Annotated in this window: 20 protein-coding genes; 7 read left to right on the top strand and 13 right to left on the bottom strand. The window is 71.6% G+C overall.

Features of this window, described 5'->3' with window-relative positions; genetic code table 11:
• Nucleotides 1–37: 37 nt before the first annotated feature.
• On the top strand, nt 38–1,036 hold the full coding sequence (locus ACZ51I_RS10000) for a GNAT family N-acetyltransferase (protein ID WP_468873362.1): 999 nt from the start codon (nt 38–40) through the stop codon (nt 1,034–1,036).
• Nucleotides 1,037–1,284: 248 nt separating this feature from the next.
• On the opposite strand, the gene pssA is transcribed toward ACZ51I_RS10000, so the two are convergent.
• From pssA to ACZ51I_RS09955, 9 genes are all read right to left on the bottom strand, one after another.
• Nucleotides 1,285–2,148: a CDP-diacylglycerol--serine O-phosphatidyltransferase gene (gene pssA / locus ACZ51I_RS09995; protein ID WP_468873834.1), complete on the bottom strand. Its 864-nt coding sequence runs from the start codon at nt 2,146–2,148 to the stop codon at nt 1,285–1,287.
• Nucleotides 2,141–2,797, bottom strand: coding sequence for a phosphatidylserine decarboxylase (locus tag ACZ51I_RS09990; protein WP_073812552.1), 657 nt, complete (start codon nt 2,795–2,797; stop codon nt 2,141–2,143). The genes pssA and ACZ51I_RS09990 overlap by 8 nt, the downstream gene beginning before the upstream one ends.
• 168 nt (nt 2,798–2,965) lie before the next feature.
• A complete protein-coding gene (locus ACZ51I_RS09985; protein WP_468873359.1) occupies nt 2,966–4,171 on the bottom strand; it encodes an acyl-CoA dehydrogenase family protein in 1,206 nt (401 codons plus the stop codon).
• A 2-nt stretch (nt 4,172–4,173) separates the two neighbouring features.
• Nucleotides 4,174–4,686, bottom strand: a complete 513-nt coding sequence (locus ACZ51I_RS09980; protein WP_384886638.1) for a MaoC family dehydratase — start codon at nt 4,684–4,686, stop codon at nt 4,174–4,176.
• A gap of 5 nt (nt 4,687–4,691) precedes the next feature.
• On the bottom strand, nt 4,692–5,657 hold the full coding sequence (locus ACZ51I_RS09975; RefSeq protein ID WP_030686470.1) for an HpcH/HpaI aldolase/citrate lyase family protein: 966 nt from the start codon (nt 5,655–5,657) through the stop codon (nt 4,692–4,694).
• Nucleotides 5,654–7,690 carry a protein meaA gene (locus tag ACZ51I_RS09970; RefSeq protein WP_468873356.1) on the bottom strand — a complete coding sequence of 679 codons (2,037 nt, stop codon included), beginning with the start codon at nt 7,688–7,690 and terminating at the stop codon, nt 5,654–5,656. The genes ACZ51I_RS09975 and ACZ51I_RS09970 overlap by 4 nt, the downstream gene beginning before the upstream one ends.
• 10 nt (nt 7,691–7,700) lie before the next feature.
• Complete coding sequence (ccrA, locus tag ACZ51I_RS09965; protein WP_468873354.1) at nt 7,701–9,038, bottom strand: crotonyl-CoA carboxylase/reductase; 1,338 nt, start codon at nt 9,036–9,038, stop codon at nt 7,701–7,703.
• 403 nt (nt 9,039–9,441) lie between these two features.
• A complete protein-coding gene (locus ACZ51I_RS09960) occupies nt 9,442–10,272 on the bottom strand; it encodes a TetR family transcriptional regulator (protein WP_468873351.1) in 831 nt (276 codons plus the stop codon).
• Nucleotides 10,273–10,387: 115 nt separating this feature from the next.
• Nucleotides 10,388–12,169 carry a 3-hydroxyacyl-CoA dehydrogenase family protein gene (locus tag ACZ51I_RS09955; protein WP_468873349.1) on the bottom strand — a complete coding sequence of 594 codons (1,782 nt, stop codon included), beginning with the start codon at nt 12,167–12,169 and terminating at the stop codon, nt 10,388–10,390.
• A gap of 296 nt (nt 12,170–12,465) precedes the next feature.
• Between ACZ51I_RS09955 and ACZ51I_RS09950 the strand changes: the two genes are divergently transcribed.
• Nucleotides 12,466–13,071, top strand: a complete 606-nt coding sequence (locus tag ACZ51I_RS09950; protein WP_468873347.1) for a HEAT repeat domain-containing protein — start codon at nt 12,466–12,468, stop codon at nt 13,069–13,071.
• A gap of 21 nt (nt 13,072–13,092) precedes the next feature.
• Here ACZ51I_RS09950 and ACZ51I_RS09945 read toward each other — a convergent pair whose 3' ends face one another.
• The 3 genes from ACZ51I_RS09945 to ACZ51I_RS09935 all read right to left on the bottom strand — a co-directional run bounded on the left by ACZ51I_RS09945 (nt 13,093) and on the right by ACZ51I_RS09935 (nt 16,413).
• Nucleotides 13,093–13,545, bottom strand: a complete 453-nt coding sequence (locus ACZ51I_RS09945; protein WP_468873345.1) for a RidA family protein — start codon at nt 13,543–13,545, stop codon at nt 13,093–13,095.
• A 78-nt stretch (nt 13,546–13,623) separates the two neighbouring features.
• Entirely contained in the window at nt 13,624–15,243 is a 1,620-nt protein-coding gene (locus ACZ51I_RS09940) for an alpha/beta hydrolase (protein WP_468873342.1), read from the bottom strand.
• A 138-nt stretch (nt 15,244–15,381) separates the two neighbouring features.
• Nucleotides 15,382–16,413 (bottom strand): Rv2578c family radical SAM protein, encoded by a 1,032-nt coding sequence (locus tag ACZ51I_RS09935; protein WP_468873340.1) that lies wholly within the window; start codon nt 16,411–16,413, stop codon nt 15,382–15,384.
• A 149-nt stretch (nt 16,414–16,562) separates the two neighbouring features.
• Between ACZ51I_RS09935 and ACZ51I_RS09930 the strand changes: the two genes are divergently transcribed.
• Nucleotides 16,563–17,006 (top strand): SRPBCC family protein, encoded by a 444-nt coding sequence (locus tag ACZ51I_RS09930; RefSeq protein WP_030686492.1) that lies wholly within the window; start codon nt 16,563–16,565, stop codon nt 17,004–17,006.
• Between the two features lie 239 nt (nt 17,007–17,245).
• Nucleotides 17,246–19,705 carry an MFS transporter gene (locus ACZ51I_RS09925; RefSeq protein ID WP_468873337.1) on the top strand — a complete coding sequence of 820 codons (2,460 nt, stop codon included), beginning with the start codon at nt 17,246–17,248 and terminating at the stop codon, nt 19,703–19,705.
• 10 nt (nt 19,706–19,715) lie between these two features.
• Here ACZ51I_RS09925 and ACZ51I_RS09920 read toward each other — a convergent pair whose 3' ends face one another.
• Nucleotides 19,716–20,882, bottom strand: coding sequence for a hypothetical protein (locus ACZ51I_RS09920; RefSeq protein ID WP_468873335.1), 1,167 nt, complete (start codon nt 20,880–20,882; stop codon nt 19,716–19,718).
• A 174-nt stretch (nt 20,883–21,056) separates the two neighbouring features.
• Between ACZ51I_RS09920 and ACZ51I_RS09915 the strand changes: the two genes are divergently transcribed.
• The 3 genes from ACZ51I_RS09915 to ACZ51I_RS09905 all read left to right on the top strand — a co-directional run bounded on the left by ACZ51I_RS09915 (nt 21,057) and on the right by ACZ51I_RS09905 (nt 25,079).
• A complete protein-coding gene (locus ACZ51I_RS09915) occupies nt 21,057–22,823 on the top strand; it encodes a hypothetical protein (RefSeq protein ID WP_468873333.1) in 1,767 nt (588 codons plus the stop codon).
• Between the two features lie 95 nt (nt 22,824–22,918).
• A complete protein-coding gene (locus ACZ51I_RS09910; protein ID WP_468873331.1) occupies nt 22,919–23,752 on the top strand; it encodes a M55 family metallopeptidase in 834 nt (277 codons plus the stop codon).
• Nucleotides 23,745–25,079 carry a M20/M25/M40 family metallo-hydrolase gene (locus tag ACZ51I_RS09905; protein ID WP_468873328.1) on the top strand — a complete coding sequence of 445 codons (1,335 nt, stop codon included), beginning with the start codon at nt 23,745–23,747 and terminating at the stop codon, nt 25,077–25,079. The genes ACZ51I_RS09910 and ACZ51I_RS09905 overlap by 8 nt, the downstream gene beginning before the upstream one ends.
• Nucleotides 25,080–25,084: the final 5 nt, after the last annotated feature.

Raw genomic sequence — 25,084 nt, 5'->3', positions numbered from 1 at the left:
TCACACGCGCGAAACATCGCGGTGTGAAGCTCGGCCCATGCACGTGATGATCGAGGAGAACCGTTCCCACCCGCGCCTTCCCGACCTGCTGACCGCCTACCACCTGGTCAACCAGGCCGGGAAGGGCACGCCCGTGGCCGGTGCCGCCGAGCTCCCGGCCGTATACCGCGCCGAGGCCGAGGATCCGGCCGCCGCGTTCGCCGCCGACACGGTCCTGCTCGCCACCCCGCCCGGAGCGGACGGGCCGGTCGGCTGCGTGGTCCTCAAGGCCCCCCGCGAGGGTCGCGCGCCCGAGATCAAGCGGCTCTGGGTCGCGCCGGAGGCCCGCAGGCAGGGGATCGGGAAGGCCCTCATGACCGAGGCCCTGCGCCGGGCGGCGGCCGCTGGCGTCCCCGCCGTCCGCCTCACCGTCTGGGACGGGCGGGAGGAGCCCCTCGCCCTCTACCGGAGCCTCGGCTTCGGGACGGTCGCCTCCTGGGACGAGCGGCCGGACCTCCTCTGCCTGGAGAAGCGGCTCGACGTCATCGAGCGCCTGTCACCCGACGCCGTACGGGCCCACGCCCCGGCCGGGCTCGCCGCGCTTCTCGTGGACGCCGTGGAGGGTGGCGCCTCCGTCGGCTTCCTGGCGCCCCTCGACACCGCCGGGGCCGCCGCCTGGTGGTCCGGCGTCGCCGAGGAGGCCGCGCGGGGCGTACGGGACGTCTGGGCCGCCCACGCCCCCGACGGGCGCCTGACGGGGGTCGTCACCCTGGTCCGTACGGGCGCGGCCAACGGCCGGCACCGCGGCGAGATCGCCCGGCTCCTCGTCCACAGCTCCGCCCGCGGCCGGGGCCTGGGGCAGCGGCTGCTCGCCACGGCCGAGGCGCACGCCGCCGCCACCGGCCTCCGCCTCCTCGTCCTGGACACCCAGACCGACAGCCCGGCCGAGCGCCTCTACCGGGGCGCCGGCTGGACCGCCGCCGGGACGATCCCGGACTTCGCCGCCGACCCGGCCGGCACCCTCCGCGCCACCACGCTGTACTACAAGCGCCTCTAGGGCGTGTTTCGAAAGTAGCGTCGTTCGCCCGGAGGGCGGGCGCGGCGGTGTCTGGTGCGTGCGATCGCAAGGCGGAGGGTCGCCCTCGTACTGGGCGTACGAGGGCGGTCCCGACAACGCGGCGAGCGTGCGTGCCAGGCGCCGCCGCGCAGACGGGACTTTTCGAAACACGCCCTAGGGGCCGGGGGGCATGCGGAAGGGCCCGGGAGGCGATCGCCTCCCGGGCCCTTCCGTACGTCATCCGTCCGCTACGGCAGCTGCGCCGCCCGCGCCTCCCGGCTCTCACGCCGGTTGCCGCGGAAGGTGTTCACCCGGCGGGCCGTCGCGAAGAGGGGGATCACGGCGCCCAGCACGACCTGGAGCGCGCAGCCGGTCTGGAGCAGGAACGCCCCGCCCGGCGCGTCGAACGCCCAGGCCGCCAGCATGGCCATCGCACCGACGATCCAGCTGAGCATCGCCACCGCGAGGACGCCCCGCGGCTTCGGGTACTCGACCCGGCTGACCATCAGCCACGCCACTCCGATGATCGCGAGCAGCGTCGGGATGAAGGGCAGCTCAAGCAGCACGATCGAGACGACCGTCAGCGCGCCGAAGGGGCTCGGCATGCCCTGGAACATGCCGTCCTTCATCGTCACGCACGAGAATCTCGCGAGCCTCAGGACCACGGCGAGCAGCACCACGATCGCGGCCACGGCCGAGACCTTCTGCTGCGCTCCGGGCGTGACCATGCCGTACACGAGTACGAAGTAGGCCGGGGCCAGACCGAAGCTGATCAGGTCCGACAGGTTGTCGAGCTCGGCGCCCATCGGCGAGCTGCGGAGCTTGCGCGCCACGATGCCGTCGAAGAGGTCGAAGATCGCCGCGGCCAGCATCAGGATCACGGCGGTGGCGGCGCTGTTGCGCGCCATGCCGGTCTCCGTGCTGCCGGTGAGGTGCGGGATCAGGATTCCGGTGGTCGTGAAGTACACCGCCATGAAACCGCACGTGGCGTTACCGAGCGTGAGGGCGTCCGCAATGGACAGCCTCAGCGACAGCGGCATCTCCTCGGCCTCTTCGGCCTCAGCCTCGGCGTCGGCGCCCCACTCGGCAGCCCGTGTGTCGGGATCAATCACGGTCAATGCGAGTCACCCCCGCTGTGGTGGCCTGGCCGACCTCGACCGCGACCTCGACACCCTCGGGGAGGTAGATGTCGACGCGCGAGCCGAAGCGGATCAGACCGATGCGGTCACCCTGCTCGACCTTCGTCCCCTGCGGGATGTACGGCACGATCCGCCGGGCGACGGCGCCGGCGATCTGGACCATCTCGATGTCACCGAGCTCGGTGTCGAAGTGCCAGACGACGCGCTCGTTGTTCTCGCTCTCCTTGTTGAACGCCGGGACGAACCCGCCGGGGATGTGCTCCACGGACGTCACCGTGCCGGCCAGCGGTGCGCGGTTGACGTGGACGTTCAGCGGGCTCATGAAGATGGCGACCCGGGTGCGTCCGTCCTTCCACGGCATGATGCTCTGCACCACACCGTCGGCGGGGGAGATGACCCGTCCCTGAGCGATCTCACGCTCGGGGTCGCGGAAGAACCACAGCATGCCGGCCGCGAGCGCGGTGGTCGGCACGGCGATGGCCGCGGCACGCCTCGACTTGCGCGCGCGCACGAGGCTGAGCGCCGCGGTGGCGACGGTCGGGAGGAGCCACGGCGATGCTCCGCGCGCGAGGCGTACGCCGGAGAGGCTGTCGCGGTGTGCAGAGGTTTGGCTGTGGGGCATGAATGACCTTCGTAGCGGATGATGCCGCGCGGGCAACGGGGACGGCGGCTTTCCGGCGATGCTATCGGTTGCGGGGCGCAACTGGGCAAGCCAGGAACCGAGTCGACGGCCGGAAGACGAACACAGGGTGTGATCTTCTTCGCGGCCGAATCGACTCAAACGCGACAATCAACCCTGGAATCGGTACTCCTCGAGCAGCCGACGACCAATGATCATTTTCTGGATCTCGGCGGTACCTTCACCGATGAGCAGCATCGGCGCCTCACGGTAGAGACGCTCGATCTCGTACTCCTTCGAGAACCCGTAGCCACCGTGGATACGGAAGGCATCCTCGACGACCTCCTTGCAGTATTCGGAGGCGAGGTACTTCGCCATCCCTGCTTCCAGGTCGTTTCGTTCCCCGGAGTCCTTTTTGCGTGCTGCGTTCACCATCATGGCATGGGCGGCCTCGACCTTGGTAGCCATTTCGGCCAACTTGAACTGGATCGCCTGGTGCTCGGCGATCGCCTTGCCGAAAGTGTGACGCTGCTGGGCATACGAGACACCCAGCTCGAACGCACGCTGTGCGACGCCACAGCCACGGGCCGCCACGTTCACCCGGCCGACCTCGACACCGTCCATCATTTGGTAAAACCCTCGGCCGGTGACCCCGCCGAGTACACGATTGGCCGGAATGCGCAGTCCGTCCATGATGAGCTCGGTGGTGTCGACACCCTTGTAGCCCATCTTGTCGATCTTCCCGGGGATCGTGAGGCCGGGGCGGACCTCTCCGAAGCCGGGCTCCTTCTCGACGAGGAAGGTCGTCATCGACTTGTGGGGGGCGGTTCCCTCGGGGTGTCCTTCGTCACTGCGGACGAGAACGGCCACCAGCGTTGACGTACCGCCGTTCGTGAGCCACATCTTCTGGCCGTTGAGGACGTACTCGTCGCCGTCCTTGACCGCCTTCGACGTGATCGCCGACACATCCGAGCCGAGGCCCGGCTCCGACATCGAGAAGGCACCGCGCGTCTCGCCGGCCGCCATCCGCGGAAGGAAGTAGTCCTTCTGCTCCTGCGTGCCGTGCTGCTTGAGCATGTACGCGACGATGAAGTGCGTGTTGATGATGCCGGAGACCGACATCCAGCCGCGCGCGATCTCCTCCACGCACAGCGCGTAGGTCAGCAGCGACTCGCCCAGGCCCCCGTACTCCTCGGGGATCATCAGGCCGAAGACGCCGAGCTCCTTGAGCCCGTCGACGATCTGCTGCGGGTACTCGTCGCGGTGCTCGAGCTCCGTCGCGACCGGGATGATCTCCTTGTCGACGAAGTCCCGGACGGTCGCCAGGATCTCCTGCTGGACATCGGTCAGACCGTGGGTCTGGGCGAGTCGCGCCATGACTACTTCCCCTGTTCGTTCAGCTCGGGGCGGCCGGGCTGCTCGCCGCCGCGCGCGTCGATGTACTCGGCGGTCGGGACCATCACCTTGCGGCGGAAGACGCAGACGAGGGTGCCGTCCTGCTTGTAGCCCTTGGTCTCGACGTAGACGATGCCGCGGTCGGTCTTCGACTTCGACGGGGTCTTGTCGAGGACCGTGGTCTCGCCGTAGATGGTGTCGCCGTGGAAGGTCGGCGCCACGTGCCGCAGCGACTCGATCTCCAGGTTGGCGATGGCCTTGCCGGAGACGTCCGGGACGGACATGCCGAGCAGCAGCGAGTAGATGTAGTTGCCGACGACCACGTTCCGCTTGAAGTCGGTCGTGTTCTCGGCGTAGTTCACATCCATGTGCAGCGGATGGTGGTTCATCGTCAGCAGACAGAAGAGGTGGTCGTCGTACTCGGTGACCGTCTTCCCGGGCCAGTGCTTGTACACGGCGCCGACTTCGAACTCTTCGTACGTGCGGCCGAACTGCATGGGACTCAGGCCTCCGGGATCTCGAACTTGCTGGTGCGCTGCATGCCGGCGGCGCGACCCTTGCCGGAGATGACCAGGGCCATCTTGCGGGAGGCCTCGTCGATCATCTCGTCGCCGAGCATCGCGGAGCCCTTCTTCCCGCCGGCCTCGGACGTGTAGTAGTCGTACGCGTCGAGGATCAGCTCGGCGTGGTCGTAGTCCTCCTGCGAGGGCGAGAAGATCTCGTTCGCGGCGGCGACCTGGTCCGGGTGCAGCACCCACTTGCCGTCGAAGCCCAGGGCGGCGGCGCGCCGCGCGACGGCCTTGTAGCCCTCCTGGTTGCGGATCTGCAGGTAGGGGCCGTCGATCGCCTGGAGGTTGTTGGCGCGGGCGGCCATCAGGATGCTCATCAGGATGTGGTGGTACGCGTCCGCCGGGTAGCCGGGCGGCTGCTCGCCCACGACGAGGGACTTCATGTTGATGGAGGCCATGAAGTCGGCCGGGCCGAAGATGATCGTCTCGACGCGCTGGGAGGCCTGCGCGATCGCGTTGACGTTGGTCAGGCCCTGGGCGTTCTCGATCTGCGCCTCGATGCCGATCTTGCCGACCTCGAAGCCCATGGTCTTCTCGATCTGCGTGAGCAGCAGGTCGAGGGCGACGATCTGCTGGGCGTCCTGGACCTTCGGCAGCATGATGCAGTCGAGGTTCTGGCCGGCGCCCTCGACGACCGTGACGACGTCACGGTAGGTCCAGTGGGTCGTCCAGTCGTTGACGCGGACGACACGGGTCTTGCCGGTCCAGTCGCCCTCGTTCAGGAACTTCACGATGGTGTGCCGGGCCTCGGGCTTGGCCAGCGGGGCGCACGCGTCCTCCAGGTCCAGGAAGACCTGGTCGGCCGCGAGGCCCTGGGCCTTCTCCAGGAAGCGCGGGTTGGAGCCGGGGACCGCCAGGCACGAGCGGCGGGGGCGGAGCCGGTTCACAGGGCTGGTCATGCGAGGACCTCCGTACTTTCAAGGGGGCTGAGCTTGTTCGCTTTCCGGATCTCGTCGACGATACGGCCGATGATCTCCGTGATGCCGAAGTCCTTCGGTGTGAAGACGGCGGCCACACCCGCGCGCTTCAGTTCCGCGGCGTCGGCGTTCGGGATGATCCCACCGACGATGACCGGAATGTCGGGGGCCCCCGCCTCGCGGAGGCGGTCGAGGACGTCCGGGACCAGCTCGGAGTGCGAGCCGGAGAGGATCGACAGGCCCACGCAGTGCACGTCCTCCGCCAGGGCGGCGTTGACGATCTGCTCGGGGGTCAGCCGGATGCCCTGGTAGACCACCTCGAAACCGGCGTCACGCGCGCGTACGGCGATCTGCTCGGCCCCGTTGGAGTGCCCGTCCAGGCCCGGCTTGCCGACGAGCAGCCGCAGCCGCCCGCAGTTCAGCTCCTCGGCGGTCCTCGCCACCTTCTCGCGGACGAGCGCGAGCGGGGTGCCCGCCTCGGCCGTCACGGCGACCGGGGCGGAGGAGACGCCCGTCGGGGCGCGGAACTCGCCGAACACCTCGCGCAGGGCCCCGGCCCACTCGCCGGTGGTCACCCCGGCGCGGGCGCACTCCAGGGTGGCCTCCATGAGGTTGTCCGTGCCCTTGGCGGCCTCCTTGAGGCGCTCCAGGGCCTTGCACGGCCGGGGGTGGTTGAAGGGCGGCTGGTAGCGGTTCTCCCGCCAGGTCTTCAGCGAGGCGACGACCCGGGCCTCGACCGCCGGGTCCACCGTCATGATCGCGGTGTCCAGGTCGGCGGTGAGGGGGTTCTCCTCGGTCGACTGGAAGATGTTGACGCCGACGATCTTCTCGTCGCCGGCCTCGATCCGGGCGCGCCGCTCGGCGTGCGAGGAGACCAGCTGCGACTTGAGGTAGCCGGACTCGACGGCGGCCATCGCGCCGCCCATCTCCTGGATCCGGTCGATCTCGGCCAGGCACTCCTCGACGAGGGCGTCCACCTTGGCCTCGATCACGTGCGAGCCGGCGAAGATGTCCTCGTACTCCAGCAGGTCGGACTCGTGGGCGAGCACCTGCTGGATGCGGAGCGACCACTGCTGGTCCCAGGGCCGGGGGAGGCCGAGGGCCTCGTTCCAGGCGGGGAGCTGCACGGCGCGCGCGCGGGCGTCCTTGGAGAGGGTGACGGCCAGCATCTCCAGGACGATCCGCTGGACGTTGTTCTCCGGCTGGGCCTCGGTCAGGCCGAGCGAGTTGACCTGCACGCCGTAGCGGAACCGGCGCTGCTTGGCGTTCTCGATGCCGTACCGCTCCAGCGTGATCTTGTCCCAGATGCGGCCGAAGGCGCGCATCTTGCACATCTCCTCGATGAAGCGGACGCCCGCGTTCACGAAGAAGGAGATACGGGCGACGACCTCGCCGAAGCGGTCCTCGGGGACCTGACCGGAGTCGCGGACCGAGTCGAGGACCGCGATCGCGGTCGCCATCGCGTACGAGATCTCCTGGACCGGCGTGGCCCCGGCCTCCTGCAGGTGGTAGCTGCAGATGTTGATCGGGTTCCACTTCGGGATGTGCTTGACCGTGTACGCGATCATGTCCGTCGTGAGGCGGAGCGAGGGGCCGGGCGGGAAGACGTGCGTCCCGCGCGACAGGTACTCCTTCACGATGTCGTTCTGGGTGGTGCCCTGGAGCTGGGTGATGTCCGCACCCTGCTCCTCGGCAGCCACCTGGTAGAGCGCCAGCAGCCACATGGCGGTGGCGTTGATGGTCATCGAGGTGTTCATCTGCTCCAGGGGGATGTCCTGGAACAGCCGGCGCATGTCACCGAGGTGCGAGACGGGGACGCCGACCCGGCCGACCTCGCCGCGGGCGAGGATGTGGTCGGGGTCGTACCCGGTCTGCGTCGGCAGGTCGAACGCGACCGAGAGGCCGGTCTGACCCTTGGCGAGGTTGCGCCGGTACAGCTCGTTGGACGCCTCGGCGGTCGAGTGACCGGCGTACGTCCGCATGAGCCACGGCCGGTCCTTCTGGCGCTCTGTCATCTTCGGGACCTCAGATGTTCCGGAAGCGGTTGATGGCGTCGATGTGCTGGGCCCGGAGCTCCGGGTTGCTGACGCCCAGTCCCTCCTCAGGGGCGAGCGCGAGGACGCCGACCTTGCCCTGGTGGAGGTTGCGGTGGACGTCGTACGCGGCCTGACCGGTCTCCTCCAGGGAGTAGACCTTCGACAGGGTGGGGTGGATCTTGCCCTTGGCGATCAGGCGGTTAGCCTCCCACGCCTCGCGGTAGTTCGCGAAGTGGGAGCCGATGATCCGCTTCAGCGACATCCACAGGTAGCGGTTGTCGTACTGGTGCATGTAGCCGGAGGTCGAGGCGCAGGTGGTGATGGTGCCGCCCTTGCGGGTGACGTACACCGAGGCGCCGAAGGTCTCGCGGCCCGGGTGCTCGAAGACGATGTCGATGTCCTCGCCGCCGGTCAGCTCACGGATCTTGGAGCCGAAGCGCTTCCACTCGCGCGGGTCCTGGGTGTTCTCGTCCTTCCAGAACTTGTAGCCCTCGGCGTTGCGGTCGATGACCGCCTCGGCGCCCATGGACCGGCAGATGTCGGCCTTCTCGGGGGAGGAGACGACACAGATCGGGTTGGCGCCGCCGGCCAGGGCGAACTGCGTGGCGTACGAGCCGAGGCCGCCGCTCGCGCCCCAGATGAGGACGTTGTCGCCCTGCTTCATGCCGGCGCCGTTGTTGGAGACCAGCTGGCGGTAGGCGGTGGAGTTGACGAGGCCGGGGGCCGCCGCCTCCTCCCAGCTCAGGTGGCCGGGCTTCGGCATCAGCTGGTTGGACTTGACGAGCGCGACCTCGGCGAGGCCGCCGAAGTTCGTCTCGAAGCCCCAGATGCGCTGCTCGGGGTCGAGCATCGTGTCGTTGTGGCCGTCCGAGGACTCCAGCTCGACCGAGAGGCAGTGCGCGACGACCTCGTCGCCGGGCTGCCAGGCGTTGACGCCCGGGCCGGTGCGCAGGACGACGCCCGCGAGGTCGGAGCCGATGACGTGGTACGGCAGGTCGTGGCGCTTGGTGAGCTCGGAGAGCCGGCCGTAGCGCTCCAGGAAGCCGAAGGTGGAGACCGGCTCGAAGATCGAGGTCCACACCGAGTTGTAGTTGACGGAGCTCGCCATCACGGCCACGAGGGCCTCGCCCGGTCCGAGCTCGGGGAGCGCGACCTCGTCGAGGTGGAGCGACTTGCGCGGGTCCTTGTCGCGGCTTTCGACCCCGCTGAACATCTCCGCCTCGTCCTTGTGGACGGTGACGGCCCGGTACGACTCGGGGAGCGGGATGTTCGCGAAGTCGGCGGACGTGGCGTCCTGCGACTGGATCGCGGCCAGGATTTCCTTCACGGGTTGCCTCCGGCGGTGAGCGTCCTGAGGGGGGACGCCTGGGGGTTGCGACGGGAAGTGCTGCTGCTGTGGAGGTGTGCCGTCGGTTCGGCTCGGTGGTGCGGTGGCGGCGCTGTGTGGTGGAGCGCGGGGGTGCCTGTGACGCAGGCGTCCGGGCGCACCGGCCGTGGCTGGTGGGGACAGCCGGCGCACGAGGTGTGATCTCTGCGCGCCGGCCGCCCGGACAACATCAACGTATGGCACGCCGTGTCACCTGACAAGGCACTGCGTGCCAACAATTTCACTCAGATGCAATCTGCCCGTCACGGATGAGCGATGATCGATCGAAACACCCTGTGAACTGCGCGAACACGAGGAGGGCGCCCCCGGAAGTCCGGGGGCGCCCTCCTCGTGGATGCGGTGCTCAGGCCTCCCTGAGCGCCTGCTGGATCGTGCGCATGACCGCGTCGAGCGGAGCGTCCGTGCGGGCCACGGCGACGACCACGTCACCCGTGGCGGACGCCTGGACCGCGGCGGTGGCGGCGGGCTCGCTCTGCTGCTGCGGTGACGGGGCCGGCCGGCCCGCGCCTATGCCCGAGCCGAAGGTCTCCCGGACGATCGCGAAGGCGTGGTCGAGCTGGGCTTCCACGTCACCCTCGCCGCCCGCCCGCAGCCAGCGGCGCAGCACGTGGTTGTGGGCGGTGACGACCGCCGACGCGGCCACCTCGGCGAGCAGCGGGTCGTCGTTGCCGTCGTGGTGGTCCCGCTCGTCGAAGTGCCCGAGGAGGTAGCGGGTGAAGAGCCGCTCGTAGCGGGCCACCGAGGCGATCTCGCGCTCCCGCAGGGTCGGCACCTCACGGGTGAGCCGGTAGCGCTCCACGGAGACCGCGGGGGACCCCGCGTACATCTTCATGACTTCCTTGATGCCCCGGCAGACCGTGTCGAGCGGGTGCTCGTGCGGCGGGGCGGCGTTCAGCACCGCCTCCGCCCGCACCAGCGTGTCGTCGTGGTCGGGGAAGATCGCCTCTTCCTTGGACCGGAAGTGCCGGAAGAAGGTCCGCCGCGCGACCCCGGCCGTGGCCGCGATCTCGTCCACGGTCGTCGCCTCGTACCCCTTGGTCGCGAAGAGTTCCATCGCGGCGGCGGCGAGTTCGCGGCGCATCTTGAGCCGCTGCGCGGCGGCGCGAGTGCCCGCCGTGCTCTCCGGAGCGTCGGACGGGGACGTGGCACGGGGTGTCTTCGCGGCCTTGGGCATGGTCCGAACGTACTGCATCGGAGTGGGAGTGTGCCCAGGTGGGGGCGGGGAGACCCCCGGGGCACCGGCGGTGCCCGGGGGGCTCAGCAGACCGCCCCAGCCGGCGGTGCGGGGCTCAGCGTCGGGCATATTCGCGGAAGCCACGACCCGTCTTGCGGCCCAGGCAGCCCGCCGCCACCAGGTGCTCCAGGAGCGGGGCGGGGGCGAGGCCCGGATCGCGGAACTCGCGGTGCAGCACCTGCTCGATCGCGAGCGAGACGTCCAGACCGACGACGTCGAGCAGCTCGAACGGCCCCATCGGGTAGCCGCCGCCCAGCTTCATCGCCGCGTCGATGTCGTCCAGGGTCGCGTAGTGCTCCTGGACCATCTTGATCGCGTTGTTCAGGTACGGGAAGAGCAGCGCGTTCACGATGAAGCCGGCGCGGTCGCCGCAGTCCACCGGGTGCTTCCTGATCTTCGCGGTGACCTCGCGGACGGTGGCGTGGACGTCGTCGCCGGTCAGGACCGTACGGACGATCTCGACGAGCTTCATCGCCGGCGCAGGGTTGAAGAAGTGCATCCCGACGACGTCCTGCGGACGCGTGGTCGCGCGGGCGCAGGCGATGACCGGCAGCGAGGAGGTCGTGGTGGCCAGCACCGCGCCCGGCTTGCAGATCTTGTCGAGCCGGCCGAACAGCTCCTGCTTGACCGCCAGGTCCTCGGCGACCGCCTCGACGGCCAGGTCGACCTCGGCGAAGGCGTCGAGCGAGCCCGCCGCTGTGATCAGGGCCAGCGTCTGGTCGCGGGCCTCGCCCGTCATCCGGCCCTTGTCGACCGAGCGGGCCAGGGACTTGGCGATCCGGGCCTTGGCGGTGTCCGCCTTCTCCTGGGACCGGGCGGCGAGCACGACCGCGTAACCGGCCTTGGCGAAGACCTCGGCGATGCCGGAGGCCATCGTGCCCGAACCGGCGACGCCCACGGATCGGATCTCCCGGCCGGTCCCGGCCTCGGCGGAGGTGAGCGGCGTCAGCGCGTCCCGCACGACCTCGCCCGAGCCCGGCGCCGCGTACGTGTAGAAGCCGCGGCCCGCCTTGCGGCCGGTCAGCCCGGCCTCGCTGAGCTGCTTGAGGATCGGCGCGGGAGCGTGCAGCCGGTCCTGCGAGGAGGCGTACATCGCCTCCAGGACCGTACGGGCCGTGTCGACGCCGATCAGGTCGAGCAGTGCCAGCGGACCCATCGGCAGGCCGCAGCCCAGCTTCATCGCCGCGTCGATGTCCTCGCGGGAGGCGTACTTGGCCTCGTACATGGCGGCGGCCTGGTTCAGGTAGCCGAAGAGCAGCCCGTCCGCGATGAAGCCGGCCCGGTCGCCGACCGCCACCGGCTCCTTGCCGAGGTCCTGGGCGAGCCGCGTCACGGCGTCCACGGCCCGCGGGTCGGTCAGCACGGAGGAGACCACCTCGACCAGCTTCATTGCCTGGACCGGGGCGAAGAAGTGCAGGCCGAGGACCCGCTCCGGGTGCGCCGAGTCGGCGGCGAGCCGGGTCACCGAGAGGGCGTTGGTGCCGGTGGCCAGGATCGCGTCGGGCCGGACGATCCCGTCGAGTGCCCGGAAGACCTCCTGCTTCGCCTCGTACGACTCGGGCACGACCTCGATCACGAGGTCGGCCTCGGCGGCCGCCTGGAGGTCGGAGAAGGTACGGAAGCGGGCGAGGACGTCCTGCCGCTCCTCCTCGGTGATCCGCTCACGGGCCACCGCGCGGGCGGTGGAGGCCTCCAGGGCGGCGACGGCCTGGGCGGCGGCGGTGGCGCTGATGTCGATGCCGATGACCTCGCGGCCGGCCCGGGCGAGGACGTCGGCGATACCCGAGCCCATGGTGCCGAGACCGACGACGGCGATGGTGGAGAGAGGGGTGTCCATCAGGGGACTCCAGAGGAAGAGTGACGACTGAGGGCAGTGCGCGCACGAAAGGGCGCGGAAAGAGCGGGGGCGATGCCCGGAAATGAGGGCGATGCCCCGGGAAAGGTGCGACGGGCTCTGTCCCGGAGCCACGTCGAAACTGCCGAACCGACGAACGAACACAACGGCTGCGTCACCAGGCCGTTGTGAGAAGCGCGGGTGGTGCCCGCTCACCTGAGACTAACCGGCCGGTAACGAGCGCGCCAGTCCCGGGAAGTTGGGAAAGTGTGATCTGGATCGCGGATAGGGTCGGATTCATGGAAATCTCCGAGGATCCGGAATTCTGCTCGATGATCGATCGATTGCGGGACGAGATCGAGAATGCCTTCGGAGAAGTCCCGGCAGCATTCACGGAACTCGTGGAACTCGCCGGATCCGAGGGCCGCGCCGAGGAACTGCACCGCGTCCTCACCGCACCCGGGCAGCCGCTCTGGGCCCGCGAGATCGCCGCCTACGCCCTGGGTGTCGCCGGCGACCCCCGCGCCTTCGAGGCCCTCGTCCTGCTCCTCAACCACCGCGACCCGGAGCGCTGCGTCACCTCCGCCCACGCCCTGGCCCGGCTCGGAGACCCGCGCACCGCGCGCGCCGCCGCCGCCCTCGCCACCAACGAACTCCGGGTGGCCTACGCCCTGCTGCCGGTCCGGCTGCTCGCCGAACTGCGCGCCCCCGAGTCCGTGCCGGCCCTGATCACCGTCCTCGGGCGGCGACTCCGGGCCGACGACCCCCACTGGCGGGTCGGCCTCGCCTGCGTCGAGGGTCTCGGCGCCCTCGGCGACCCCCGGGCACGCCCCGCCCTGGAGGCCGCGCTCCCGCACCCCCGGCTCGGCGCCGCGGCCGAGCGGTCACTGACCCGGCTCCCCTGACCCGCCCCGGGGCGGATCGCGTCACGGAACCAGACGGAGCCCCGCCCCGGCGTCGCCGTGCGCCGCCCCGGCCTGCTCGGGCACCAGGGCGAACGCCTCGATCTCCACGAGCAGTTCCGGCCGGACGAGAGCCGACACCTGCACCGCCGAGCTCGCCGGCAGCGGCACGCCCGCGAAGTGGGCGTCCCTGGCGTCCCGCACCGCCGGGAGGTGAGCCACGTCCGTGACGAAGTACGTCAGCTTCACCACGTCCCCGAAGCCCGCGCCGGCCGCCGCCAGGCAGCGCTGGAGGTTCGCGAAGACCTGGTGCGCCTGGGCCGCCGCGTCGCCCTCCCCGACCACCGCCCCGGAGGCGTCGAGGGCGCACTGCCCGGATATCGCGACGAACCGCCCCGTGCCCCACACGACGTGGCTGTACTGGGGGCTGGGCGCGAGGCCGTCGGGGGCGGGCACGTGGGTGAGGTGGCTCGTCATGCCCCACATCCTCGCGCACGCCACTGACAGTGCCCGCCACCCCTTGCGGGAAGCGGGCACCGAGGGGTCGGCGGGCGGTCAGCGCACGTGCCCCAGGAGGCCGTGGAGGGCGACGCCGGCGGGCTCCGCGCGGACGGCGCCGGCCCGCTTGGTCTTCTCCGGGTTCGTCGGCGCGGTCACGGGCTCCGGCTCCGGCTCGGGGAGCGCGGCGCAGACCGCGTCGACCTCGGCGTCGCCCTCGGCGCGCGGGACCTTGCCCGTGGCGAGGTAGGAGGCCAGGTGCTCGTCGAGGCAGTCGTTCCCGCCGAGGGTCACCCCGTGGTTCCCGCCGCCCTCCTCGACGACGAGGCTGGAGCCGCGCATCAGCCGGTGCAGGGCGAGCCCGCCCTCGAACGGCGTCGCCGCGTCGTCCGTGGCCTGGAGGATCAGTACCGGCGGCAGCTGGTCGTTGGTGAGGTCCGGCGGGGTCAGGGAGTCCACCGGCCAGAAGGCGCACGGCGCGTTGTACCAGGCGTTGTTCCAGGTCGAGAACGGCGCCTTCGCGTGCACGTCCCAGCTGTCCTTGCGCCACACGCTCCAGTCGCGGGGCCAGCCCGCGTCCCGGCACTGCACGCTCGTGTAGACCGAGTAGCCGTTGTCGGTGGCCGCGTCGGCCTCCCCGTACCGCTCGTACGCCGCCTTCAGCGGCGCCGGGTCGGCGTCGTTGACGTACGCCGCGAAGGCGCTCGCGAGGCGGGGCCAGTAGCCGTTGTAGTACCCGCCCGGCAGGAAGGTGTCCTCCAGCTCGCCGGGACCGACCTTGCCGCCGGCCGGGGTGGCGCCCAGCGCGTCGCGCATCCGGTACCAGGCGGCCTCGACCGCCGCCGGGTCGGTGCCCAGCTTGTACACGGCGTTCTGCCGGGCCACCCAGGCCATGAAGTCCTTGTGGCGGCTGTCGAAGGCGTAGTCCTGCGCGAGGTTGTCCTCGTACCAGACGCCGTGCGGGTTCACGACGGAGTCGAGCGCCATCCGCCGCACCCGTTCCGGGTACAGGCGGGCGTACACGGAGCCCAGGTAGGTGCCGTACGAGTAGCCGAGGTAGTTGATCTTCTCCGCGCCGATCGCGCGGCGGATCGCGTCCAGGTCCCGGGCGGTGCTCACGGTGTCGATGTACGGCAGTACGTCCGCGTACTTCTTGCCGCAGGCACGGGCGAAGGCCTGTGCCCGCTCGACGGCCGCCCGCTCGGCCGCCGCGCCCTTCGGTACCGAGTCCGCCCGTACCGGCGCGAAGTGGCCGGGCTCGCAGTCGAGCGCGGGCTCGCTCTTGCCGACCCCGCGCGGGTCGAAGCCGATCACGTCGTACTCGGCGGCCACCTTCGGGGGCAGCGAGGCCGCCACGTACCCGGCCATGCCGCGGCCGCTGCCGCCGGGCCCGCCCGGGTTCACGAGCAGCGGGCCCTGGGAGGTCTTCGCGGTGTGCGGGACCTGGGTGAGGGCGAGGGTGATCTTCCGCCCTGCCGGGTCGTCGTGGTTGAGCGGCACCTTCAGGGTGGCGCACTGGAGCCGGGGGTACGCCTTCGTGGCGCAGTCGGTCCAGGCGAGCGGGGGGAGCGGTCGGGGGGTCGGTTCACCGGCGTCCGCCGGGGCGGCGGGCAGGACGGTCACCGTCCCGGCGACCAGCGCTCCAGCGGCGATCAGCATTCCTGCGCGTGTGGTCATAGGGCGTTTGTGTCCCGAACCGGCGCGGAGAGGACCGATTTCGCCGAGAGTTGACCCGAACGGAGGCGGATCCGACGGCGTGTCAGGTGACCGGTCCGATGATCGGACGGGCGCTCCAGGGGTGCTCGACGGGCGTACTCAGAGGAGGGTGAGCTGCTCTGGGGCGGCCGCCGGGGAGTGTTCCTCCGGTACGGGGATGCGGCGGGTGGCGCCCCGGTGGGCGGGCCCGATGCCGAACTCGGCCGCCAGCTCGTGCACCTGACGGGTGATCCGTCGCTGGTACCAGGTCGGCGCGTAGGCCCCGTCCGCGTACATCCGCTCGTACCGGCGCACAAGGTCCGGGTGGTGCTCGCGCAGCCAGGTCATGAACCACTCGCGGGCGCCCGGGCGCAGGTGCAGGACGAGCGGGGTGACCGAACTCGCGCCGGCCTCGGCGATCGCGCGGACCGTCGCGCGCAGCTGCTCGGGCCGGTCGCCGAGGAAGGGCACGACGGGCGCCATCAGGACCCCGCAGTCGATGCCGTGCTCGCCCAGCGTGCGGACGACGTCGAGGCGGCGCTGCGGCGAGGGGGTGCCGGGCTCGATCGTCCGCCAGAGCTCCTGGTCGGTGAAGCCGACGGAGACGGAGATGCCGACCTCGGTGACCCGGGCGGCCTGGGTGAGGAGGTCCAGGTCGCGCAGGATCAGGGTGCCCTTGGTGAGGATCGAGAACGGGTTCGCCCGGTCCCGCAGCGCCGTCAGGATGCCCGGCATCAGCCGGTAGCGGCCCTCGGCGCGCTGGTAGCAGTCGACGTTGGTGCCCATGGCGACGTGCGCGCCCTGCCAGCGGGCGGAGGCGAGCTGGCGGGCGAGCAGCTCGGGGGCGTTGATCTTGACGACGATCTGGGAGTCGAAGCCGAGGCCGGTGTCGAGGTCGAGATAGCTGTGGGTCTTGCGGGCGAAGCAGTACACACACGCGTGCGCGCAGCCCCGGTACGGGTTGACCGTCCACTCGAACGGCATCCGGGAGGCGCCGGGCACCCGGTTCAGGATCGAGCGGGCCCGGACCTCGTGGAAGGTGATGCCCCTGAACTCGGGGGTGTCGAAGGTGCGGGTGGTGACCGCGTCCGTGCCGAACAGGGCGATGTCGGCGGGGGCGGCGGGGGTGTCGCCCAGATTGTCCCAGCGCATGGACGCCTCCTCGTTGGCTCTGCCTCGACCGTTCGCTCAGAATAGAACATCTGTTCCCTTGATCGTCGCAACCCGGATTTCGCCCGCCGGAGCCCACGTGGTTCGCTTGGGCCCGCACCCCCCGAGGAATCACGAGCTGGAGGAAGTCAATGGCGCAGGTCGAGGCCACCACGGAACGGATCATCGCCGCGGACGCGGAGACGGTGTTCGACGCGCTGGCCGACTACAGCGGCACGCGCGCGAAGCTGCTCCCCGAGCACTTCAGCGAGTACGAGGTGCGCGAGGGCGGCGACGGTGAGGGCACCCTCGTCCACTGGAAGCTCCAGGCCACCAGCAAGCGGGTCCGCGACTGCCTCCTGGAGGTCACCGAGCCCACCGACGGGCAGCTCGTCGAGAAGGACCGCAACTCCTCCATGGTCACCACCTGGACCGTGACCCCCGCCGGCGAGGGCAAGTCCCGCGCCGTCGTCACCACCGTCTGGAACGGCGCCGGCGGCATCGGCGGCTTCTTCGAGAAGACCTTCGCGCCCAAGGGGCTCGGCCGCATCTACGACGCCGTCCTCGCCAAGCTGGCGGACGAGGTCGAGAAGTAACGCCCGGAGCGTTCACCGATTCGAGTGGATCGCCCGCACCCCCCGTACCCGCGCCCCCGCGCACCGGGGGGCGCGGGCCTTCTCGTAAACGCGCAGATGAGCGCCCCAAGTGCGCCGTAGTGCAGGCACGTTCACCCCCCGGCGCGCCACCGTCCTCCCGTGCCGCCCGACTTGCTCCCCCTTCGCGCGCAATGCGAAGAATGGCGCGGCGCTGACGCCGTGACGAGGGGAGCAGGTACGTGGGTGCGATCACGATCGTGAAAGACGCCGAGGAGGGTGAGGAACCGCTCGCCCCCGACGGACCGCCCAGCGCCCCCGCGCCCCCGGCCGAGCCGGGGCCCGCCGGTCTCGACCCCCGCCGCGTCCGGCTCGTCTTCTGCGGCCTCATGCTCGCGCTGCTCCTCGCCGCGCTGGAGCAGATGATCGTCGCCACCGCCCTGCCGAAGATCGTCGGTGAACTCCACGGCCTGGACCGGATGTCCTGGGCGATCACCGCCTACCTGCTGACCTCCACCATCGGCCTGCCGGTCTACGGCAAGCTCGGCGACCTCCTCGGCCGCAAGGGCGTCTTCCTCTTCGCGATCGTCGTCTTCGTCATCGGCTCCGGCCTCGCCGGCTGGTCCCGCACGATGGACCAGCTCATCGCCTTCCGCGCGATCCAGGGCATCGGCGCCGGCGGCCTCATGATCGGCGTCCAGGCGATCATCGCCGACATCGTCCCCGCCCGGGAACGCGGCCGCTACATGGGACTGATCGGCGCCGCCTTCGGCCTCGCCTCCGTCGCGGGCCCGCTGCTCGGCGGCTTCTTCACCGACCACGTCTCCTGGCGCTGGTGCTTCTACTTCAACGTGCCCTTCGGGCTCGTCACCCTCGCCGTCGTCGCCACCGTCCTCCAGCTCCCGAAACCCACGGCACGCGCGCGCTTCGACGTCCTCGGCGCACTGCTCCTCGCCGCCGCCTCCACCTGCCTGGTCCTCCTGACGAGCTGGGGCGGCACCGAGTACGCCTGGGACTCCCGGGTCATCCTCGCCCTGGCCTGCGGAGCCGCCGGAACGACCCTGCTCTTCCTGGTCGTCGAGCACCTCGCGCCCGAACCGCTCATCCCGCTCCGGCTGTTCCGCGACTCCGTCTTCACCGTCACCGCCCTCGTCGGCGCCGTCGTCGGCATCGCGCTCTTCGGCGCCGCCAGCTACCTCCCCAGCTTCCTCCAGATGGTCGAGGGCGCCAGCGCCACCGAGTCCGGCCTCCTGATGCTGCCCCTGATGGGCGGTATCGTCATCGCCTCCGTCGTCTCCGGCCAGCTCATCAGCCGCACCGGCCACTACAAGATCTACCCGGTGCTCGGCGGGGCCGTCTCCGTCCTCGGCATGTGGCTGCTCTCCCGCATGGACACCGACACCCCGCGCCTCCAGCACAGCCTCTGGCAGGCCGTCCTCGGCACCGGTATCGGCCTGGTCATGCCGGTGCTCGTGCTCGCCGTGCAGAACTCCGTCCGCCCCGCCGACCTCGGCACCGCCACCAGCGCCCACACCTACTTCCGCCAGATCGGCGGCAGCGTCGGCGCCGCGGTCTTCGGCACCCTCTTCGCCTCCCGGCTCGACGACGCCCTCGGCGACCGGCTCGCCGGCGTCCTCGCCCAGGGCGGCTCCGCGTCACTCCCGCCGGCCGAGTCGATCACCCCCCAGACCGTCCACACCCTGCCGCCCGCCGTGCGCGACGCGTACATCCAGGCGTACGCGGACGCGATGCCGCGGATCTTCCTCTACCTCGTGCCGGTCCTCGTGCTCGGCCTCGTCCTCGCCTTCTTCCTCAAGGAGAAACCGCTGGTGTCCCACCACACCCCCCTCACCGAGGCCACCGACATCCCCTGCGACACCGCCACCCAGGGCGTTCCGCACGCCCGCCACGCCGCCACCGCCCCCGCCACCGCTCCCGCGCCCTCCGGCGTGCCCGTCTGCGGCGCCGTCCAGCACCACGACGGCAGCCGAGTCCCCCGGGCCGCGCTCACCCTCATCGACGTCCAGGGCCGGCAAGTCGGCCGGGGCGCGAGCGGCGAGGACGGCCGGTACGCCCTGAGCGTCCCCGGCGGCGGCGCGTACGTCCTGATCGCGGCGGCCGGCGGACACCAGCCGCAGGCCGTCTCCGTCACCGTCGGCGACCGGCCCGTGGAGCTCGACGTGGTCCTCGGCGGCGCCGGACGCCTGGCGGGCAGCGTCGTCACCGCCGACGGCACGCCCGTGCGGGACGCGGCCGTCACCCTCACCGACGTGCGCGGCGAGGTCGTCGCCTCCACCCGCAGCGGACGCGAGGGCGGGTACGTCATCGGCGAGCTCGTCGCGGGCGAGTACACGCTCGCCGCCAGCGCCCCCGCCTTCCGGCCCGCCGCGCTCCCCGTGAGCGTCCAGGCCTCCCGCGAGACCCGCCAGGACATCGAACTCGCCGGCGGGGCGGTGCTGCGCGGCACCGTACGCGCCGGGGGAGGGCGGCCCGTGGAGGACGCCCGGGTGACCCTGCTCGACGCCGCGGGCAACGTCGTCGACACCCTCACCACCGGCGCCGACGGCACCTTCCGCTTCATCGACCTGTCCTCCGGCGAGTACACGGTCATCGCCGCCGGGTACCCGCCCGTCGCCACCGTCCTCCAGATGGCCGGCGGCGGCCGCATCGAGCGCGACCTCCAGCTCGGCCACCAGGACTGACCGGCCGCCCTCAGGAGGCGGTCGTCGCCTTGCGCAACGCGCTGATGCAGGTGCCGATCGCCTCCTGGAGGGCTTCGAGGCGCTGGAGCATGTCCGCCTCGTAGATGTCCTCCTCCATCACCTCGTCCAGCGTCAGCTCCTCGAAGACCTTCGTCGCCTTCTGCAGGCTGTTGTAGAACTTCGTCCGCCGCTCCTGGACGCGCAGCGCCGGATCCTCCTCGACCGCCTTGGCGACCAGCCCCTTCACCGTGTCGTAGGCCTCCCCGGCCCACTCGCCCGCCTCCTCCGAGTCGTCCAGCTCGTCGAGGAGCGACAGATGCCGCTCGGCCTCGGCCCGCAGCTCGGCCGGCGCCTGGACGGTCTGCCCGGCGGGGGTCTTGATCTGGCCGTTCTCGACGATCTGGCGCACGTACCCGATGCGGTCGGCCGCCTTCGCCTCGTTCGCCACCGCCTTCTTCAGGTCGTCGGTACGGGCGATGGCCCGGGCCATCTCCGTCTGGAGCGCCGGGTCCTCCTTCATCCGGTCGAGCAGCGCCCCGCGCGCGGCCTCCGCCGTCCCGGGATCGGCGAGGATCGCCGCCCGCAGCGCCGTCGGGTTCTCCGCGACCTCCAGGGCCTTCGTCGGCCGAATGCCCTCCGCCTCGGCCGCCGCGCTGATCGCCTGACCGCGCACGGAGGACGCGCCGTTGCGCGAGGTGTAGTACGAGAGCCAGACGTCCGCGTCCGGCAGCTCGATGTCCTCGCCCGGGACCAGGACCTCGAACTGCGGGACCAGCCCGTCGTCGGCCGCCATGTCCCAGGCCTTGTAGTAGCGCATGACCCGCTCGGGAGAGCACCCCGCGAGTTCCGCGAAGGCCTTCGCGGAGACCTTCGTCCGGGCCGTCCCCTCGGCGGCCTGCCCGCCCGGCCGGACGCTCCGGGCCACCTTCAGCGCGAACGTCCAGCCACCGGTCCGCGCATAGACCCCGAAGTCCCGGGCGTCACGGACGACGACGGGGTCGGGTTCCCGGCCGTGATCATCGGCGTCGGTCTCGTCGTCTGCTGCCTGGGCGTCCCGCGCGTCCTGGGGCTCGCGGGGGCCGGGAGGCGACGGCTCCCAGAACTCCGGCTCGGAGATCGCCGTGACGGCCTCGGGCTCGGCGGGGGACGTGTCGGACGGGGTGAAGGCGATGGTCACCGAGAGCTCTCCGGAAAGTCGGGTACGAGAACTGCGGCCGACAGCCTATACGCACCCCTTGGCGATGTTTCGCCCGATTCGGTGCGCGAGGCTGTCGGCAAATCGTTGGCGGGGTGGGCCGGTCGGCGGTCAGGATGCTGCCATGACCCACGGAATCGAGCTCCACCCCGCGCGGTGAGCGCCTCTCCCGAGCGCCCGACGCTCGCACCCTCCCTGTACGCGTACGCCAAGGGCCTGCACGACAGCGCCCCCGACGGGCCGCCGCCCCGGGGCGGCCACCCCCTCCCCGACACGGCACGGCCCCCGGGCCGCGGGCGCCCCGGCCTCCGTCACCACGAGGCCCTCGCCGCCGTCACCGACATCCTGCTCCCGCTCCTCGACGCTCCCGACCCCGCACGGGCCGCCGCCGAGACGGAACGCGCGCTCGCCACGACCGGCGTCGTCCGAGAGCAGACCGTCTTCGCCTCCGCCGCGGCCGTCGAACCGCCCGAGGAACCCATCGCCCGCGCCCGAGCCCGAGCGTTCGCCCGGCACCTCGTCCGGACCGCGACGACCACGTGCGGCGTATCCGCCGGGCTCGGGCTCCTGAGCCGGCTCGGGGAACCCGAGGACGTCCCGTACCTGCGGATCCTCGGCCTGCTCGACGGCCTCGTGCACCCCGTCGACGCCACCCTCGCCCCGCTGGACCGGCCGGCCGCCGCCCTGGTGTGGCTGATCCACCACGCCCGGGGCGAGGAACTGCGCGACCTCGTCGACGCCCTGGCCACCGGCGACCGGACGGCCGTGCCCGGCCGGCTCCTCGGCCTGCCCACGGAGGCGCGGCACGTGGGGCCCGAGGTCGCCCGCCGGGTGGCCGAAGCCGTCGGCCTCGCCGGTCTCCTCCGGTCGGACCCGGACCGCCCCGGCCTCCTCTCACGGACCGTGCACCTCCTCGCCCGGATGACCAGCAGCCGGGACCACCACCCCGAGATCCTGGCGTACGGAGAAGCCGTCGACCTGTACGAGACGGTGGCCGCCCACGTCCACCGGCTGCCCCGCGACGTCGACCACCGCGCCCGGCTGCTCACCCTCGCCCTCGACCTGCACAGTGGCGCCTCGCACCTCCTCCCCTGGCCGCCGGGCCGACGCGAAGCGGTCCACCGCGCCCTCCTGGACACGGCGGTCTGGCACGGGGAAGCCCCGGCCTGCCCGGACGGCCGACGGCGCGCCGACTGGATCCGCCGTACGGCACGGCAGCTGCGCGCCGCGCCGTCGGACGCGCCCCCGTTCCGGGTCGAGGTGGCCGTCGCCGACCCCGGCGACCCGGACGTCGTCGAAACCCGCTTCCTGATCGACGGCCGCCCCCTCGTACCGGAGGCCTTCGGCCAGGGGCCGGGGGAGCCGCCCGAGCAGCTCCTCGACAGCGGCGCCCTACGGGCCGGGCCGGAACCCCGGGAGGTGCGTCTCGCCGAGGCGTACTGCACCGAGGGCTGTTGCGGCGCCCTGTACGTGACCGTGCGCCGCGAGGGCGCGCACGTCGTGTGGAGCGACTGGCGGCGGCCAGGAGTTCCGGCCGCGCGTCCGGCACTTCCCGCGCACCGCTTCGACGCCGCCGCGTACGACGCCGAGATCACGCGCGCCGAGCGGGACCACGGCTGGACCTGGCCGGCCCGCCACACCGCCAGGCTGATCGCCGCGGGCCTGCGCGACCGGCCGGACCTCCTCACGCGCTGGGGCCTCCGGCAGGGCTGGATCGGTACGGACTTCCGCGACCCGGACACGACCGTGGTCACCTTCACAGGGCCGCCGCTCGGCGGCCGGGGGCGCAAGGCGGCGGGGGAGCCCCGCCAGTTCCTGTGGCGGCTGCCCGACGACGGCACCCCGCCGGAGGAGCGCGCGGCCGAGGTGTTGCACCGTCTGGCGGAAGGGGACCCGAGGGCCTGCGCGGAACCGCCGGGGTGATCCGTACCGCCGTCCGGTGGGTGCCAGTGGTCCACTCCAACGGTGGTCATCCACAGGGGTGGTAGGGCGGCCGGGCGGCGCGTACGGTGCCAGGCATGAAGATCCTCATCAGCGCCGACATGGAGGGCGCGACCGGTGTGACCTGGCCCGCCGACGTGCTGCCCGGCACGCCACAGTGGGAGCGGTGCCGCGCCATGTTCACGTCCGACGTGAACGCCGCCGTGCTCGGCTTCTTCGACGGCGGCGCGGACGAGGTCCTCATCAACGAGGCGCACTGGTCCATGAGGAACCTGCTCCTGGAGCGGCTCGACGAGCGGGCGGAGATGCTCACCGGGCGGCACAAGTCCCTCTCGATGGTCGAGGGCGTGCAGCACGGGGACGTCGACGGCATCGCCTTCGTCGGCTACCACACCGGGGCCGGCACCGAGGGAGTCCTCGCGCACACCTACCTCGCCAACTCCATCACGGGGGTGTGGCTCAACGGCGAGCGTGCGAGCGAGGGCTTCCTCAACGCGCATGTGGTCGCGGAGTACGGCGTGCCCGTCGTCCTCGTCACCGGGGACGACCTGACCTGCGAGGACGCCCTCGGATACGCGCCGGAGGCGCCGAAGGTCGCCGTCAAGGACCACGTCTCGCGGTACGCGGCGGTGTGCCGCCCTCCGGCGAGAACCGCCGCCGAGATCCGCGCCGCGGCGAAGACCGGTGCAGCGCTGGCCGTCCGGCACGAGCCGGTACGGGGCGGCCCGTTCACCGTGGAGCTGGAGTTCGACGCGGAGCACCTGGGCGCCGCCGCCACGGTGGTTCCCGGCGTGGCGCGGAGCGGCGAGCGGCGCGTCGCGTACACCAGCGAGACGATGTACGAGGCAATTCGCACGTTCAAGGCGGTCACGACCATCGTCTCGGCCGCGGTGGAGGAGCAGTATGGCTGAGGAGGTCCGGGGCCCGGACGCGACGGCGCTCGACGAGGTGGTCACCTTCACCTCCGAGCTCATCCGGGTCGACACCACCAACCGGGGCGGCGGCGACTGCCGCGAGCGGCCCGCCGCCGAGTACGTCGCCGAACGGCTCGCGGACGCCGGGATCGAGCCCACCCTGCTGGAGCGGACGCCCGGCCGCACCAACGTGGTGGCCCGGATCCCCGGCACCGACCCCTCGGCCGAGGCGCTGCTCGTCCACGGCCACCTGGACGTGGTGCCCGCCGACCCCGCCGAATGGACCGTGCACCCCTTCTCCGGCGAGGTCCGCGACGGCGTCGTGTGGGGGCGCGGCGCCGTCGACATGAAGAACATGGACGCGATGGTCCTGGCCGTCGTCCGCTCCTGGGCCCGCCACGGCATCCGGCCCCGCCGCGACATCGTCTTCGCCTACACCGCCGACGAGGAGGCCAGCGCCGAGGACGGCTCCGACTTCCTCGCCGACCGGCACGCCGACCTCTTCGAGGGTTGTACGGAGGGCATCAGCGAGTCCGGGGCGTTCAGCTTCCATCCCCAGCCCGGCACGACCCTCTACCCGATCGCGGCGGGGGAGCGGGGCACCGCCTGGCTCAAGCTCACCGCCCACGGCCGGGCCGGCCACGGCTCCAAGGTGAACACGGCCAACGCCGTCACCCGACTCGCCGCGGCCGTCGCCCGGATCGGCTCCCACACCTGGCCGGTCCGCCTCACCACGACCGTCCGTGCCGCCCTCACCGAACTCGCCGCGCTGTACGGCGTCGAGGTCGACACGAGCGCCCCCGACCTCGACGTCGACCTCCTCCTGGACAAGCTCGGCCCCGCCGCCGCCCTGGTCGAGCCGACCGTCCGCAACAGCGCCAACCCGACGATCCTGGACGCCGGTTACAAGGTCAACGTCATCCCGGGCCAGGCCGTCGCCTACGTCGACGGGCGGACGCTGCCGGGCACCGACGAGGAGTTCGCAGCGACCATGGACCTGCTCACCGGGCCCGACGTGGAGTGGGAGTTCCACCACCGCGAGGTGCCCCTGGAGGCTCCCGTCGACTCGCCGACCTTCGCCAAGCTCCGGGCCGCCGTCGAGCGCTTCGACCCCACCGGGCACGTCGTGCCCTTCACCATGTCCGGTGGCACCGATGCCAAGCAGTTCTCCCGGCTCGGCATCACCGGCTACGGCTTCTCGCCGCTGAGGCTGCCCCCGGACCTCGACTACGGGGCGCTCTTCCACGGCGTCGACGAGCGCGTCCCGGTGGACGCCCTCCACTTCGGCGTCCGGGTGCTCGACCACTATCTGAAGTCCGCCTAGGTCCA

This window comes from Streptomyces sp. NPDC034084 (assembly GCF_055575535.1).
Note: the sequence above shows the minus strand (reverse complement) of the source record. Positions and strands in the feature narration are given on the sequence as shown.